At 65.0% G+C, this 15,009-nt stretch carries 20 protein-coding genes; 12 read left to right on the forward strand and 8 right to left on the reverse strand.

The window, feature by feature from the left end; translation table 11 throughout:
* Position 1: 1 nt before the first annotated feature.
* From BMZ23_RS10185 to BMZ23_RS10195, 3 genes are all read right to left on the reverse strand, one after another.
* Positions 2-649, reverse strand: a complete 648-nt coding sequence (locus BMZ23_RS10185) for a DUF2796 domain-containing protein (RefSeq protein ID WP_093476429.1) — start codon at positions 647-649, stop codon at positions 2-4.
* 133 nt (positions 650-782) lie between these two features.
* The gene (gene trxA, locus BMZ23_RS10190) at positions 783-1,658 is read right to left on the reverse strand and encodes a thioredoxin (protein ID WP_093476432.1); all 876 of its coding nucleotides are present in this window, start codon (positions 1,656-1,658) and stop codon (positions 783-785) included.
* A gap of 72 nt (positions 1,659-1,730) precedes the next feature.
* Positions 1,731-2,381 (reverse strand): class I SAM-dependent methyltransferase, encoded by a 651-nt coding sequence (locus tag BMZ23_RS10195; RefSeq protein ID WP_093476435.1) that lies wholly within the window; start codon positions 2,379-2,381, stop codon positions 1,731-1,733.
* Positions 2,382-2,490: 109 nt separating this feature from the next.
* On the opposite strand from BMZ23_RS10195, the gene nrdR reads away from it, so the two are divergent.
* The 10 genes from nrdR (at position 2,491) to BMZ23_RS10245 (ending at position 9,632) form a co-directional block, all read left to right on the forward strand.
* Positions 2,491-2,961, forward strand: coding sequence for a transcriptional regulator NrdR (nrdR, locus tag BMZ23_RS10200; protein WP_093476437.1), 471 nt, complete (start codon positions 2,491-2,493; stop codon positions 2,959-2,961).
* Positions 2,954-4,102, forward strand: coding sequence for a bifunctional diaminohydroxyphosphoribosylaminopyrimidine deaminase/5-amino-6-(5-phosphoribosylamino)uracil reductase RibD (gene ribD, locus BMZ23_RS10205; RefSeq protein WP_093476440.1), 1,149 nt, complete (start codon positions 2,954-2,956; stop codon positions 4,100-4,102). The genes nrdR and ribD overlap by 8 nt, the downstream gene beginning before the upstream one ends.
* A gap of 81 nt (positions 4,103-4,183) precedes the next feature.
* Positions 4,184-4,849 (forward strand): riboflavin synthase, encoded by a 666-nt coding sequence (locus BMZ23_RS10210; RefSeq protein WP_093476443.1) that lies wholly within the window; start codon positions 4,184-4,186, stop codon positions 4,847-4,849.
* Between the two features lie 22 nt (positions 4,850-4,871).
* Positions 4,872-5,966 (forward strand): bifunctional 3,4-dihydroxy-2-butanone-4-phosphate synthase/GTP cyclohydrolase II, encoded by a 1,095-nt coding sequence (ribBA, locus tag BMZ23_RS10215; protein WP_093476446.1) that lies wholly within the window; start codon positions 4,872-4,874, stop codon positions 5,964-5,966.
* Between the two features lie 52 nt (positions 5,967-6,018).
* Positions 6,019-6,495 (forward strand): 6,7-dimethyl-8-ribityllumazine synthase, encoded by a 477-nt coding sequence (gene ribH, locus BMZ23_RS10220; RefSeq protein ID WP_093476449.1) that lies wholly within the window; start codon positions 6,019-6,021, stop codon positions 6,493-6,495.
* Positions 6,496-6,975, forward strand: coding sequence for a transcription antitermination factor NusB (nusB, locus tag BMZ23_RS10225; protein ID WP_093476452.1), 480 nt, complete (start codon positions 6,496-6,498; stop codon positions 6,973-6,975). It begins immediately after the preceding gene.
* A 28-nt stretch (positions 6,976-7,003) separates the two neighbouring features.
* Positions 7,004-7,984, forward strand: coding sequence for a thiamine-phosphate kinase (gene thiL / locus BMZ23_RS10230; protein ID WP_093476548.1), 981 nt, complete (start codon positions 7,004-7,006; stop codon positions 7,982-7,984).
* Complete coding sequence (locus tag BMZ23_RS10235) at positions 7,977-8,465, forward strand: phosphatidylglycerophosphatase A family protein (protein ID WP_093476455.1); 489 nt, start codon at positions 7,977-7,979, stop codon at positions 8,463-8,465. Before thiL ends, BMZ23_RS10235 begins: the two co-directional genes overlap by 8 nt.
* A gap of 109 nt (positions 8,466-8,574) precedes the next feature.
* Complete coding sequence (gene ribA, locus BMZ23_RS10240) at positions 8,575-9,186, forward strand: GTP cyclohydrolase II (RefSeq protein ID WP_093476458.1); 612 nt, start codon at positions 8,575-8,577, stop codon at positions 9,184-9,186.
* Complete coding sequence (locus BMZ23_RS10245) at positions 9,186-9,632, forward strand: hypothetical protein (protein WP_093476461.1); 447 nt, start codon at positions 9,186-9,188, stop codon at positions 9,630-9,632. Before ribA ends, BMZ23_RS10245 begins: the two co-directional genes overlap by 1 nt.
* Positions 9,633-9,802: 170 nt before the next feature.
* Here BMZ23_RS10245 and BMZ23_RS10250 read toward each other — a convergent pair whose 3' ends face one another.
* Positions 9,803-10,159 carry a DUF1329 domain-containing protein gene (locus tag BMZ23_RS10250; protein ID WP_245748182.1) on the reverse strand — a complete coding sequence of 119 codons (357 nt, stop codon included), beginning with the start codon at positions 10,157-10,159 and terminating at the stop codon, positions 9,803-9,805.
* 104 nt (positions 10,160-10,263) lie between these two features.
* Here BMZ23_RS10250 and BMZ23_RS10255 point away from each other — a divergent pair, with 104 nt between their 5' ends.
* Positions 10,264-10,866, forward strand: a complete 603-nt coding sequence (locus BMZ23_RS10255; protein WP_093476467.1) for a helix-turn-helix domain-containing protein — start codon at positions 10,264-10,266, stop codon at positions 10,864-10,866.
* Here the strand turns inward: BMZ23_RS10255 and hisF are convergent, their stop codons facing one another.
* From hisF to hisB, 4 genes are all read right to left on the reverse strand, one after another.
* Complete coding sequence (gene hisF, locus BMZ23_RS10260; RefSeq protein WP_093476470.1) at positions 10,867-11,640, reverse strand: imidazole glycerol phosphate synthase subunit HisF; 774 nt, start codon at positions 11,638-11,640, stop codon at positions 10,867-10,869.
* A gap of 37 nt (positions 11,641-11,677) precedes the next feature.
* Positions 11,678-12,421, reverse strand: coding sequence for a 1-(5-phosphoribosyl)-5-[(5-phosphoribosylamino)methylideneamino]imidazole-4-carboxamide isomerase (gene hisA, locus BMZ23_RS10265; protein ID WP_093476472.1), 744 nt, complete (start codon positions 12,419-12,421; stop codon positions 11,678-11,680).
* 97 nt (positions 12,422-12,518) lie between these two features.
* Complete coding sequence (gene hisH, locus BMZ23_RS10270) at positions 12,519-13,154, reverse strand: imidazole glycerol phosphate synthase subunit HisH (RefSeq protein ID WP_093476474.1); 636 nt, start codon at positions 13,152-13,154, stop codon at positions 12,519-12,521.
* Positions 13,154-13,747: an imidazoleglycerol-phosphate dehydratase HisB gene (gene hisB, locus BMZ23_RS10275; RefSeq protein ID WP_093476476.1), complete on the reverse strand. Its 594-nt coding sequence runs from the start codon at positions 13,745-13,747 to the stop codon at positions 13,154-13,156. Before hisB ends, hisH begins: the two co-directional genes overlap by 1 nt.
* 111 nt (positions 13,748-13,858) lie before the next feature.
* Here hisB and BMZ23_RS10280 point away from each other — a divergent pair, with 111 nt between their 5' ends.
* Entirely contained in the window at positions 13,859-14,974 is a 1,116-nt protein-coding gene (locus tag BMZ23_RS10280; RefSeq protein WP_093476478.1) for an NAD(P)/FAD-dependent oxidoreductase, read from the forward strand.
* Positions 14,975-15,009 lie beyond the last annotated feature (35 nt).

The raw sequence follows: 15,009 nt of genomic DNA on the forward strand, positions 1-15,009 counted from the left end.
ATCAGAACACTATGACTGGATTGGCTGCAGTCAGTTCGCCGCCCTGTTGGCCCTTGGGTGTTACCGCTTGCAGCAGCAGTCGTTCGGTGCGCGGGAACTGTTCAAACAGGGTCACCCGCAGCTGATCCAGACTACCGGCATTGGCGCAGTTGAAGTGGTAGTGCAGCTCGATATCGTTGTGCGCGTGCTCGTCATCCGCAGCCTTGTGGTCATGGTCATGGTCATGGTCATGTTTGTGCTGCGCCTGGCTGTCAGCCTTGTCCAGCGCGGCGAACAGCGGGCTGCTCAGCTCGCTGTCGACCAGCGTGCAACCAGCCGCTGCCGGCAGCTGCACAACATTGGCGACATCCTGCAGTTGTGTCATCAGCTGGCGCACGCGGGCCTTGTCCTCGGCGCTGCTCGGCAGATGTTCGAAACCCAGCAGGTTGTCGGCCGGGCTGTGCAGCTCGATGGCAACATGCCCATCGGCCACCACCAGATTCAGGCTGGCTACCCCGTGCTGGTGTGCACCCAGGGTATCGCCATGCTGATGCTCGGCGTGGTCATGGTTATGGTCATGCTTGTGGTGGTCATGACCATGGTCGTGGGCGTGGACAGCAAGACTCAGGGCAGTCAGCAGTCCACCGGCAAGCAAGGGTAGGGTGCGCATCGTCAGGTATCTCCAGCAGTCAGTGGATGTCTCCGGAATGTTATCTTGTAACTATTCGCGCGTCCACGGCCTGAATGTTTCTGGGTGCTCGGTAGCTGCTGATGCCTGACACCAGCAGCATTGACAGGATATTTCAGTACAGTATCTGATACAGCTTGCGCCGGTAGGCGATGGTCAGCGGGTGCTCGCTGCCGAGCAGATCGAACACCTGCAGCAGGGTCTTGTGGGCAATCCCCTCGCGGTAGCCACGGTCATGCTGGAACAGCGCCAGCAGTCCACCCAGCGCCGGCTCGTGGCGCTGCTCGGCCAGATCGCGCAGGGCCAGCTGGTACAGCGCCTGGCTGTCATGCGGACTGGCCTGCAGCCGCTCGATCAGCGCCGCACGCGGCGGCACATCGACCAGCTGACGCAGTACCGCCAGCTGCGCACGTACGGCGCTGACCGCCGCCTTGTGCGCATCCGCCGACTGCAAGGTGCCAAGCACCTGCTCGGCCTCCTCCAGCTGACCGTTGTGTGCCAGTGCGCGGGCCAGCAACAGCAGCAGGGCATCCTCCGGCTGCTGCGCCAGCGCCGGCTGCAACAGGGCAATCGCCGCCTCGGCCTGCCCGGCCTCCAGCAACGCCAGGGCCTGGCCCTGCAGGTCAACAGTCTCCTCCTCGGCCGGCGGCTCCGCCACATGCGGCTTGAGCAGCTCACGGATGGCTGCTTCCGGCTGCGCGCCCATAAAGCCATCGACCGGCTGGCCATCCTTGAACAGCACCACGGTCGGCAGGCTGCGGATACCGAAGCGCTGGGTCAGCTCCGGGTGCTGGTCGCAATTGACCTTGGCCAGCAGCAACTCGCCCCGGTAACCCTCGGTGATTTTCGCCAGCACCGGCATCAGTGCCTTGCAGGGCGCGCACCAGTCGGCCCAGAAGTCCACCAGCACCGGCTTGTGGAAGGAGTTTTCAAGCACATAACGGTCGAAATCGGCGCTGCCGACATCAAAAACAACAGGGGACTGACTCATCACCGGGCATCCGCAGAATGGGTTGGTTCTGCGCATAGTGGGGGCTGCACCGGCGGGGTTCAAGCGCAGCGGTCAAACACCGCCGTAGAGTGCCACCTCACGAAATGCCAGCGGCTCGCCAAGGTCCGGCCAGGTCTGCCCGGCCAGGGTCTGCAGGCGCTGCAGGCCGGGGTGTTGCAGGTCACGCACGCGCGAGTCGGCCAGCAATACGCGGTCGGCGCGCTGCAGGAAGTGTTCGAGCAGCGGGTGGTTGTCGCGGTCGTACAGCACATCAGCGGCAATCAGCAGATCCAGATCGCCATCGACACGGAAATAGTCGTCACTCAACGCAAGGCTCACGCCATTGGCCTCGGCGTTCAGCGCACAGGCCAAAAGCGCCGGCGGGTCCAGGTCGCAGGCGATGCTGCACGCGGCGCCGGCCAGTGCACAGGCAATCGCCACCACCCCCGAGCCGCTGCCAAAATCCAGCACCCGCTTGCCACGCACCTGCTGCGGGTGCTGCAGCACCCAGCGCGCCAGCGCCAGCCCGCTGCCCCAGCAGAAGCCCCAGTAGGGCGGGCGTTCCAGCAGCAGGCGGGTTTCCTCGCTGCTGAAGGCGCGCTGCAGGTTCTGCGGATCGAGCAACCACAGCCGCAGCTGTTCAAGACCGGGCAAGGCGGTCAGTTGCAGGCGGGCATCGGGCAACACCTGATGCAGCTGCTGTTCAAGGCGGGCAACACGCATGCGTCCACTCCAGGGCAAGGGCTGGTCGATTCTACCTGCCCCGGCGCGTTTATTCCGCTCCGTCTGCGGGGTAAGATGGCCGCTGCCTTCCAGCTTCGGGAACCCAAGCATGCATTGTCCATTCTGTGGTGCACACGACACCAAGGTGATCGACTCACGACTGGTCGCCGATGGCGATCAGGTTCGCCGGCGCCGCGAGTGCCTGGCCTGTCAGGAACGCTTTACCACCTTTGAAACCGCCGAGCTGGTGTTGCCGCGCCTGATCAAGCAGGACGGCCGACGCCAGCCGTTCGACGAGGACAAGCTGCGCGCCGGCATGCTGCGGGCACTGGAGAAGCGCCCGGTCAGCGTCGAGCAGATCGAAGCCTCGATCGGTCGCATCAAGCATGCCCTGCGTGCCACCGGCGAGCGCGAGGTCAAGGCCATGGTGGTTGGCGAGATGGTAATGAACGAGCTGAAGCAGCTCGACGAGGTGGCCTACATCCGCTTCGCCTCGGTGTACCGGCGCTTCCAGGACCTCAACCAGTTCCGCGAGGAAATCGAACGGCTGGCGCGCGGTCAGGACAGTGCCGATGACTGACGACCGCGCCTGGATGGCCCGCGCCCTGCAGCTGGCCGAACGCGGGCTGTATACGGTGCGTTCCAACCCGCGGGTCGGCTGTGTGCTGGTCAAGGATGGCGTACTGATTGGCGAGGGCTGGCATGCCCGCGCCGGCGAAGGACATGCCGAGGTCAACGCGCTGGGCGCCGCCGGCGAGCGCGCCCGTGGCGCCACCGCCTACGTCACCCTCGAACCCTGCAGCCATTTCGGCAAGACCCCGCCGTGCGCCGACGCACTGCTGGCTGCCGGTGTCAGCCGGGTGGTGGCGGCCATGCAGGACCCCAATCCGCAGGTCGCCGGACGCGGCCTGCAACGCCTGCGTGATGCTGGCGTGGAAGTCAGCTGCGGGGTCTTGCAGGCGGAGGCCGAGGCACTCAATCGCGGTTTTATCCGGCGCATGCGCGGCGGCCTGCCGTGGGTCCGACTGAAACTGGCAATGAGCCTGGACGGGCGCACGGCGATGGCCAGCGGCGAAAGCCAGTGGATCACCGGCGCCGCTGCCCGCGCCGACGTACAGCGCCTGCGCGCGCGCAGCGATGCCGTGATCAGCGGTGCCGATGCAGTGCTGCAGGACAGCTCGGCGCTGACTGTGCGCGCCGAACAGCTGGGACTGGAGCCGGCACTGGCAGAGCGCGCCGCCGCCGCGCAGCCGCTGCGGGCGCTGATTGACGGGCGCCTGCGGGTGCCGCTGGATGCCCGGCTGTTCCAGCAGCACGGGCCCACCCTGGTGGTCTGCCACCATGACCAGGGGCGTGCCGGCGAATGGCAGGCAGCCGGAAGCGAGCTGCTGGCATTGCCGGGCAGCGCAGGCCAGGTCGATCTGCAGGCGCTGCTGGCCGAGCTGGCGCGGCGCGGCTGCAATGAGGTGCTGGTGGAGTCCGGAGCACGGCTGGCCGGTGCCTTCTGGCAGGCTGGTCTGGTCGATGAGCTGCTGGTATATCTGGCGCCGACCCTGCTTGGCAGCCTGGCTCGTCCGCTGCTGGAGCTGCCGCTGGCACAGATGGCCGAGGCGCCGCGCCTGCAGATCAGCGAGGTGCGCGCGGTCGGTGAGGACTGGCGCATCACTGCTCGCCCGCAACCGCTCGACGGGCACAGCAAGGAGTCCAAAAGCGGCGTATAATGCCGGTTTTTTCGCCGGCAGCCAGTCGCTGGCGGCATTTGCAGCGCCGTACCCGGTACGGCCCGTCACAAGGGGTTCCCCATGTTCACAGGCATCATCGAGGCGATCGGACGGATTCGCAGCCTGCAACCGCGCGGCGGTGACGTGCGGCTCTATGTACAGACCGGCAAACTGGATCTGGCCGACGTCAAGCTGGGCGACAGCATCGCGGTCAACGGCGTTTGCCTGACTGCGGTGGAACTGCCCGGCGACGGTTTCTGGGCCGATGTCAGTCAGGAAACCATTCGCCGCACTGCGCTCTCCGGTCTGCGCGAAGGCAGCCGGGTCAATCTGGAAAAGGCCCTGACGCCAAGCTCGCGACTCGGCGGCCATCTGGTCAGCGGCCATGTTGACGGCGTCGGCAAGGTGCTGTCGCGCCAGCAGGATGCGCGCTCCTGGCATTTTCGCATCGAGGCGCCGGCCGATCTGGCCAAATATATCGCCCACAAGGGCTCGATCACCGTCGACGGGATCAGCCTGACGGTGAATGCGGTTGAGGGGGCAGTGTTCCACCTCAATATCGTGCCGCATACCCTGCAGGAAACCATCATGGATGATTACCAGAGTGGTTCGCTGGTGAATCTCGAGGTGGATCTGATTGCACGCTACCTGGAGCGTCTGCTGCTTGGCGAGCGGGCCGCCGACCCGCAGGCCGAGGGCAGCATCAGTCTGGACTTTCTGGCGCGCAACGGCTATCTCAAATCCTGATCACGGTGCCCCGGAGGGCCGCATGAAACTCAACAGCATCGAAGAACTGATCGAAGACATCCGCGCCGGCAAGATGGTCATCCTGATGGATGACGAGGACCGCGAGAACGAGGGCGACCTGATCATGGCCGCCGAGGCCTGCCAGCCCGAGCACATCAATTTCATGGCGCGCTTCGGCCGCGGCCTGATCTGCATGCCGATGAGCCTGGAGCGCTGCGAGCGGCTGAAACTGCCGCTGATGGTGCAGCGCAACGGTTCCGGCTTCGGCACCAAGTTCACCGTTTCCATCGAGGCCGCCACCGGCGTCACCACCGGCATTTCCGCCGCCGACCGGGCGCGCACCGTGCAGGCTGCCGCCGCACCGAACGCCTGCGCCGAGGACATCGTCAGCCCCGGCCACATCTTTCCGCTGATGGCCCAGCCCGGCGGCGTGCTGGCACGCGCCGGCCACACCGAAGCATCCTGCGACCTGTCGCGGATGGCCGGTTTTGGCGAATCGGCGGTGATCTGCGAAATCATGAACGAGGACGGCAGCATGGCGCGCCGCCCCGAGCTGGAAGAGTTTGCCAAGCAGCACGACCTGAAGATCGGCACCATCGCCGACCTGATCCACTACCGCCTGCTCAACGAGCGCACCGTGCAGCGGGTCGCCGAACAGCCGCTGGACACCGAGCTGGGCAGCTTCAATTTGGTCAGCTACCGCGACAGCCTGGACGGTTCCGCGCATCTGGCGCTGACCCTCGGCGATATCCAGCCGGAAAACCCGACGCTGGTACGGGTGCATAACATGGACCCGCTGCGCGACCTGTTCATGGTCCGCCAGCCGGGCCGCTGGAGCCTGCGCGCGGCGATGGCCAAGCTGGCCGAACAGGGCAACGGCGTGGTGCTGCTGCTGGGCAACCAGATGGGTGGCGACGAACTGCTGCACCATGTGCAGCAACTGGCCGGCAATGAAACGCCGGTGCGTCGCCCGGCCACCTACAACACCGTCGGCGTTGGCTCGCAGATCCTGCGCGATCTGGGTGTGCGCAAGATGCGCCTGCTGTCGCTGCCGATGAAATTCAACGCCATATCCGGATTCGACCTGGAAGTAGTAGAATACCTGCCCTGCGAATAACCGCCCCCGGCGGGGCCTGGCGCTCCGCCTGTTCTTTCAAGAGAGTGACGACATGACTGCAATCCGCAACATCGAAGGCGATTTCATTGCCACCCAGGGCCGCTATGCATTGGTGGTTGGCCGTTTCAACAGTTTCGTGGTGGAAAGCCTGGTAACCGGTGCAGTGGATGCGCTCAAGCGGCACGGCGTGAAGGACGAGGACATCACCATTGTCCGTGTACCCGGTGCCTTTGAAATCCCGCTGATGGTAAAGAAGGTCGCTGAACTCAAGCGCTTCGACGCCATCATCACCCTCGGCGCGGTGATCCGTGGCGGCACTCCGCACTTTGAATTTGTTGCCAACGAATGCACCAAGGGCGTCGGCGCCCTGTCGCTGGAATACGGCATCCCGGTGGCCTTCGGCGTACTCACCGTGGACAGCATCGAGCAGGCCATCGAGCGCTCCGGCACCAAGGCCGGCAACAAGGGCGCCGAAGCCGCCATGTCAGCCATCGAAATGGTCAGTGTGATCAAGCAGCTGGGGGCCTGAGTGAGCGAGCAGCAGCCACGGCCGACGCGCAGCGCCGGCCAACCCAAGCCGTCTGCCCGCCGCAAGGCCCGCAGCCTGGCCCTGCAGGCCCTGTACTCCTGGCAGATGGCCGATCAGCCGCTGAACGACATCGAGGCACAGTTCCTGGTCGACAACGACTTCAGCAAGGTCGATGGCGCCTATTTCCGCGAACTGCTGACCGGCGTGCCGCGTAACCTGACCGAGCTGGACGGCATGCTAGACAGCGTGATCGACCGCCCGCTGCAGGAAGTTGACCCGGTTGAGCTGGCGATCCTGCGCATCGGCGTCTACGAACTGAGCAAGCGTATCGACGTACCCTACCGGGTGGTGATCAACGAAGGTATCGAGCTGGCCAAGACCTTCGGCGCCACTGACGGCCACAAGTACGTCAACGGCATTCTCGACAAGCTGGCCCCGCGCCTGCGCAGTGTCGAGGTGAACGCCGCCCGCCGGCACTGATCCCCTGCTGGAGGCAACCGGCATGGCGCTGGGCGAATTCCAACTGATCGAGCGCTTCTTCCGCCAGCCAGCCCTGCAGGGGGCTGGCGATGTCTCCCGGATAGCCCTCGGCATCGGTGACGATGCCGCCATGCTGGCCCCCACCGACTACAAGCAACTGGTGATCTCCACAGACAGTCTGGTCGAGGGCGTGCATTTTCCGGCTGACCACCAGCCCGCCGATGTCGGTTACCGGGCGCTGGCGGTGGCCGTCAGCGATCTGGCGGCGATGGGCGCCATGCCGGTCGGCTTCACCCTGGCGCTGACCCTGCCACAGGCTGATGAAGCCTGGCTGGCCGGCTTTGCCGAAGGACTGGCCAGCGCCGCCGGCGACCATCGAATTGCGCTGATCGGTGGTGACACCACACGCGGCCCGCTGAATATCAACGTCACCGTGTTTGGCGAGGTCGAGGCGCGCCGGGTGGTGCGCCGCAGCGATGCCAAACCGGGCGATCTGCTGTGTGTCGGCGGCAGCCTTGGCGATGCCGGTGCCGCGCTGGCGCTGCTGCAGGGCCAGCCGGCGCCGGCCGCACTGGATCCGGCGGCGCGCGACTACCTGCTGCAACGCTACTGGCGCCCGCAGGCCCAGTGCGAACTGGGGCTGGAGCTGGCCGGTGTGGCCAGTGCGGCCATCGACCTGTCCGACGGCCTGCTGGCCGATGCCGCGCAACTGGCCCGCGCCAGTGGCGTGGCGCTGCACCTGCGCAGCGCCGACCTGCCCTGCTCTGCCGCACTGGCCAGCTGGCCAGAAGCGCAACGGCGGCAGTGGATGCTCGGCGCCGGCGATGACTACCGGCTGCTGTTCTGCCTGCCACCGGCCAGCGAGCGCTGTCTGAAGGTCTGGGCCAGCCAGGGCTTCGAGGTCAGCGTGATCGGTGAAGTACAGGCCGGCGACGGCGTCTGGCTGGACCAGCAGCGCATCGAGCAACCGAATGGCTATCAGCACTTCACGGAGTCCCGGCATGACTGACAAGCGACAGCCGACACCCGCCTCGGTATGGCGCAACCCGGTGCATTTTCTCGCCTTCGGCTTCGGCAGCGGCGCCATGCCCAGAGCTCCCGGCACCTGGGGCACACTGGCGGCCCTGCCGTTCGTGCTGCTCTGGCAGCAGTTGCCGGCCGGCGGTTATGCACTGGTACTGCTGCTCAGCACACTGCTCGGTATCTGGCTGTGCGGACGCACCTCGCGGGATCTGGGCGTACATGATCACGGCGGCATTGTCTGGGACGAGTTTGTCGGCCTGTGGCTGACCCTGTGGCTGGCACCGCCCGGCTGGGGCTGGCTGCTCGCCGGTTTCCTGCTGTTCCGCCTGTTCGATATTTGGAAGCCCTGGCCGATCCGCTGGGCCGACCGCCACGTACATGGCGGGCTGGGCATCATGCTCGACGACATTCTGGCCGGTATCATGGCCTGGCTGGTCCTGCAGGGTGCCGTCCTGCTGCTGGCCTGAGCGTCAGTCACTGACAGGGAATCTTGTTATAAAGTAACATTAGCCGCCGCCATCCGGGCAATCCTGCTAAGATGGCGACCCTCGCAATCAGCCTGTTCAGGAGAAAGGTGTGGCAGTCACCTTCGTAGCCTCATCCCAATTGCCGACCCAGTGGGGAACCTTCACCATGCACGGCTTCGTCGATGACGAAAACGGCAAGGAGCATGTGGTCCTGACCATGGGCGATATCGCCGATGGCAAGCCGGTGCTGGGTCGTTTGCATTCCGAGTGCCTGACCGGTGATGCGCTGTTCAGCCTGCGCTGCGACTGTGGCTTCCAGCTGGAAGCGGCGCTCAAGGCGATTGCCGCTGAAGGCCGCGGCGCCCTGCTGTACCTGCGTCAGGAGGGCCGTGGTATCGGCCTGATGAACAAGATCCGCGCCTACAACCTGCAGGATCAGGGCGCCGATACCGTGGAAGCCAACGAGCGTCTGGGCTTTGGCGCGGACATGCGTGACTACGGAATCTGCCGGCCGATGCTCGAGCATCTGGGCATCCGCAGCCTCAAGCTGCTGACCAACAATCCGCGCAAGGTCAAGGCGCTGGAGGAGTTCGGCATTCCGGTGGCCGAGCGCCTGCCGCTGCAGTTCGGTCTGAATCCGTTCAACCGCAAGTACCTGGCAACCAAGGCCGGCAAGCTCGGTCATATGCTCGGTAACCTGCACCAGGCCGAGGCTGACTGATGTTTGATGATCGTCCCCACTGGCTGACCCTGCAGCGCAACTGGCGCATGCAGGTTGGCGCCTCACTGCTGTTGCCGGTCGCCCTGGTCTGGCTGCTCAGCGAGCAGGCGGCGGCCTGGGAAGAGGCGGCGCTGCCGCTGTTTATTGCCGGAATGGCACTGATTTTTCTGTCGCTGTGGCGTTTTCCGCATTACAAGCGGGCGCTTATGCACATTGAGGCGACCAGGGAGGCCGATGATGATACCCGCGCCGAGGCCTGGTCTATCCTGCACCGCCAGCAACTGAACGGCATGCTGGTAGCCAAGCTGCCGGGCTGGGCCGGCATGCTGCATTTTCTCTGCACCGCCGATACCGCCGCCCTGGTGCTGCTGGTGCTGGCCAGCCAGGCGGTCCTGCTGCTGTATCGCCCGCCAGGCGCCTGGGTTCGCGCGGCGCGGCAGGGCTGAGTCGCAAAAACACCCAGCCCCTGTCTTTCCGTGCAAGCACGTTTGCCAGCCCCCAGTACCGGACACGCTGCAAGTACATCCCTGTAAGCTCGCGTCCAGCCATCCCTGGCTGGACACGGTCCGGTACCGGGCACTGTCAACCGGCCTAAATTACCCAACAACACCGTAAATCAACGCACCCCCGCAGCCCTCAGCGCGGCCGGGGTGAACTGGTTATAGCTCGGCACGAAGTCGTACTGCGGAGCAGAAACTTCCTCGGTGTACATGCCCAGGGCAATGTAGCGGCCGGCCAGCAGGTCATACAGGGTTTCGATGGCGTAGCCCGGCAGCTTCTCGACATAGTTGTGAGCCAGGTGGCCCTCGCCTACGCGCCACAGGGTGCCACGACCGTCGTAGTGGTCCGCCAGGTTGATCATCCAGGAGTCTTCGTCAACGAAGAAGTTACGCTGGGCGTAAATGTGCCGCTGACCCTGTTTCACGTTGCCCTGAACTTCCCACATACGGTGCAGCGCTCGGTTGCCTGACACGATTTTTCGAGCTTATCAGCTGTCAGGCCAGGGCAGACCTGAGCATTGGTGCTCAGGGAGCCACTCTGCGACTGTTGCCGATTGGGCGGCCACATGGGCAGCACATGCAGGCGCTGCTGGGGGTTTGTGTCAGGCTGGTCGAGTCGCTTGGCGTGATGCGTGAGCAATTGATGCTGCAATTGCCTGCGGGGCAAATCAATGGTGAAAGCCGGTTTGCCGGTCTGCGCCTGATTGAAGCAGAGGGCTTTGCCCTGCAGTTGAGCCGGCAGGCCCTGGACTGTTGCTTGCCGGGCGCAGCGCCCGTTTTGTTCAATGGCATTTCTGGAACGCTACGAAACTTGCTGGCAAGCAGAACTGCACTGGATCTGGTTGAGCAGGTCAGACACAGCATGCTCCGACTGCTGTCGACCGGGCGGTTGAGCGAGGTGGAAATTGCTGTATCCATGGGAATCAGCACGCGGCATCTGAGGCGTCTGCTCAAACAGCAGGGCGCCAGTTATGAGCAACTGCTGGATCAGGTGCGCAGAGAAGAGGGGGTGAGACTATTGCAGGACTCGGCCAGGTCACTTACCAGCATTGCCTATGAGCTGGGTTTTCATGAGCCCAGCAGTTTCACCCGGGCGTTCCGGCGCTGGACGGGCATCAGTCCCAGTGATTACCGGCGCCAGCGCCAGGATATGCCTGCCGCCAGCCGTCGGTCGGCCTGATTACAGCCGCATCTCGATGCCCTGTGCGGCCATAAAGGCCTTGGCCTCGGCGATGCTGTACTCGCCGAAGTGGAAGATGCTGGCGGCCAGCACCGCATCGGCGCCGCCTTGCAGCACGCCATCGGCCAGGTGCTGCAGGTTGCCAACGCCGCCGGAGGCGATCACCGGGATATGCAGGGCATCGCTGATGGCGCGGGTGACACCGAGGTCGTAGCCGCTTTTTACACCGTCCTGATCCATGCTGGTCAGCAGGATTTCACCGGCGCCGAGGGCTTCCATCTTCTTCGCCCACTCCACCGCATCCAGCCCGGTTGGCTTGCGCCCACCGTGGGTGAAGATTTCCCAGCGGCCCGGCTCGCCGGGGGCGGAGACCCGTTTGGCGTCAATCGCCACGACTATGCACTGCGAGCCGAAACGGTCGGCAGCCTCGCCGACGAACTCCGGATTGAACACCGCTGCGGTATTGATCGAAACCTTGTCGGCGCCGGCATTCAGCAGGTTGCGGATATCGCTGACGGTGCGCACACCGCCACCCACGGTCAGCGGAATGAACACCTGGCTGGCCATGCGCTCGACGGTATGCAGGGTGGTGTCGCGTTCCTGGTGACTGGCGGTGATGTCGAGGAAGGTGATCTCGTCGGCACCCTGCTCGTTATAGCGGCGGGCAATCTCCACCGGGTCACCGGCATCGCGGATATTCTCGAACTGCACGCCCTTGACCACGCGACCGTTGTCGACATCGAGGCAGGGGATGATGCGTTTGGCCAGGGGCATGTCAGTTCTCCGGGGTGAAAAGGTTGATTGTCTTGCCTCAGGCGCGATCGCCGTGGCGGTCGCAGAGCGCCTGCGCCTCGGCCACATCCAGCGTGCCTTCATAGATGGCGCGGCCGGTGATGGCGCCGATGATGCCGGGGGCGCAGGCGTCGAGCAGGGCCTGGATGTCGCCAAGATTGTGGATGCCGCCGGAGGCGATCACCGGAATCGAGGTGGCATTCGCCAGCGCCGCAGTGGCTTCGACATTGCAGCCCTGCATCATGCCGTCCTTGGCGATGTCGGTGTAGACAATCGCTGACACGCCATCGGCTTCAAAGCGCCTGGCCAGATCAATGACCTGGATGCTGCTGACCTCGGCCCAGCCGTCGGTGGCGACGAAGCCGTCCTTGGCGTCCAGCCCGACGATCACCTTGCCGGGGAAGGCGCGGCAGGCCTCGCCGACAAATTCCGGCTGCTTCACCGCCTTGGTGCCGATGATCACGTAGCTGACCCCGGCGCGCACATATTCCTCGATGGTTTCCAGCGAGCGGATGCCGCCACCGATCTGGATTGGCAGGTCCGGGTAGCGCCGGGCGATCGCGGTGACCGCCTCGCCATTCACCGGTTTGCCCTCGAAGGCACCGTTCAGGTCGACCAGATGCAGGCGCCGGCAGCCGGCCTCGACCCAGCGCGCGGCCATCGCCACCGGATCGTCGGAAAATACCGTGGCATCCTCCATCAGGCCCTGACGCAGACGCACGCAGGCGCCGTCCTTGAGGTCAATAGCGGGGATAATCAGCATGCTGCGGGGTCCTCGATGCTCTGGCATCGCTCAAGGCTTGAGGCTGAGCGCGGAGTGGGGCCTTCAGCCTGAAGCGGGGTTAACGGGTTTATTCGGTTTACCAGCGCCCGTCCCAGACCAGAAAATTCTGCAGCAACTGCAGGCCGTTGGTGTGGCTCTTTTCCGGGTGGAACTGGGTGGCGAATACGTTATCGGCGGCTACCGCGGCGGCAAAGTCGACGCCGTAGTGGCAGCGTCCGGCAGTCTGTCTGCCGGGTTCGGCATAGTAGCTGTGCACGAAATAGAAACGCGCGTTCTGCTCGATGCGGTGCCACAGCGGGTGGTCGATGCTCTGGGTGACCTGATTCCAGCCCATGTGCGGCACCTTGAGACGTTCGCCGCTGGCCTCGCGCAGCTCGTCACCGAAGAAACGCACCTGGCCGGGGAACAGCCCGAGGCCATCGACGCCGCCGTTTTCCTCGCTGCGCTCCAGCAGCATCTGCATGCCGACGCAGATGCCCAGCAGCGGCTTTTCCGTTGCGGCCTGGCGCACCACGCTGTCCAGGCCGAGCTGGCGCAGTTCGCTGACGCAGTCACGGATGGCGCCGACACCCGGCAGCACCACGCGGTCGGCGGCGAGGATGCGCTCGGCATCGCTGGTCACCTCAACCTGACGTGCACCGACGTGCTCCAGCGCCTTGGCCACCGAGTGCAGGTTGCCCATGCCATAGTCGATAACCGCAACTGAGGGCATTACAGGCAGCCCTTGGTCGACGGCATCATGCCGGACATGCGCGGGTCTTCTTCCAGTGCCATACGCAGCGCCCGGCCAAAGGCCTTGAACACTGTCTCGATCTGGTGGTGGGTGTTGACCCCCTTCAGATTGTCGATGTGCAGGGTGGTCTGCGCGTGGTTGACGAAGCCCTGGAAGAATTCCATGAACAGGTCGACGTCAAAGCCGCCGACGGTTGCTCTGGTGTAGGGGATATCCATGTGCAGGCCGGGACGGCCGGAGAAGTCGATCACCACGCGTGACAGCGCCTCGTCCAGCGGCACATAACTGTGGCCGTAGCGACGAATGCCCTTCTTGTCACCGACCGCTTTGGCAAAGGCCTGGCCGAGGGTGATGCCGACGTCCTCGACGGTGTGGTGGTCGTCGATGTGCAGGTCACCACGGCACTTGATGTCGAGGTCGATCAGGCCGTGCCGGGCGATCTGGTCCAGCATGTGCTCAAGAAAGGGCACACCAATGTCCAGGTCGGCCTGGCCGGTGCCGTCGAGATTGATCGACACCTTGACCTGGGTCTCGAGAGTGTTGCGCTCGACGCTGGCCTTGCGCTCAGCCATGGCAGTTCTCCGCTGAATAATCTGTAAAGGCCGTGCATTATACGGTGTGCGCCGGGCAGGGGCTACAGCCCGGCCAATGGCTCCCATTTATCGGCAGGACAGAGTTTTTCAATGATCGACGTGGACGTGGACGTGGTGGTGGTCGGCGCCGGGGTGGTCGGGCTGGCGGTGGCCCGCGAGCTGGCTGCGCGCGGCCGCCAGGTACTGGTGCTGGAACAGGAAGGCTGGCCGGGCCAGCATGCCTCCAGCCGCAACAGCGAGGTGATCCATGCCGGTATCTACTACGCGCCGGGCTCGCTGAAGGCGCGCCTGTGCCGTGAGGGCCGCGAGCTGCTGTACGCCTGGTGCGCCGAGCGCGGGGTGCCGCACCGGCGTATCGGCAAGTTGCTGGTGGCGGTTGCGGATGACCAGCGCCCGGCCCTGCAGCGCTTGCAGGCCAACGCCGCAGCCAATGGTATCGAGCTGCAGCCACTGAACGCTGCCGAGGTGCTGGCGCGAGAGCCGCAACTGCGTGCGGTGGCCGGGCTCTGGTCACCGCTCACCGGCATAGTAGACAGCCATGCGCTGCTGCAGTCCTACGAGGCCGACCTGCAGGCGCACGGTGGGCAGCTGCATTGCCACACCCGGGTTGAACGGATAGTGCCGCAGGCTGGCGGCTGGCAACTGCAGGGCGACAGCGCTGGCCAGCCGTTTGTGCTCGGCTGCCGCTGGCTGGTCAATTGCGCCGGCCTGTTTGCCACCCGGCTGGCCGCCAGCCTGCCGGCGCTGCAGGCCTGCACGCCCCGCCTGCACCCCTGCCAGGGACGCTATTTCAGTCATGCCGGCGCGCACCCGTTCCGCCATCTGGTCTATCCGATGCCGGAAACCAATACCGCCGGGCTCGGCGTGCACGCCACCCTGGATCTGGCCGGGCAGCTGCGTTTCGGCCCGGATGTGCGCTACTGCGAGGATGTCGACTATCAGGTCGACGAGCGCCTGCGTGACTACTTTGCCGCCGCCATTCGCCGCTACTGGCCGGATCTGGATGCCGCACGCCTGCAGCCGGCCTATGCCGGGATGCGCGCCAAGCTCAGTGGCCCCGGGGAACCGGCGGCGGATTTTCAGGTCCAGAGTCGCAGCAGTCACGGCTTGCCCGGCCTGATCAACCTGTATGGCATCGAGTCGCCCGGCCTGACCGCCAGCCTGGCGCTGGCCCGTGAGGTGGCAGAGCGGCTGGCGGCGGAGTAAGGTGAAGGCTGCATACTTTGAACAAGCGCAAGGAG

The sequence above is a fragment of the Halopseudomonas yangmingensis genome (assembly GCF_900114825.1).
In the GTDB taxonomy this organism is placed as follows: domain Bacteria; phylum Pseudomonadota; class Gammaproteobacteria; order Pseudomonadales; family Pseudomonadaceae; genus Halopseudomonas; species Halopseudomonas yangmingensis.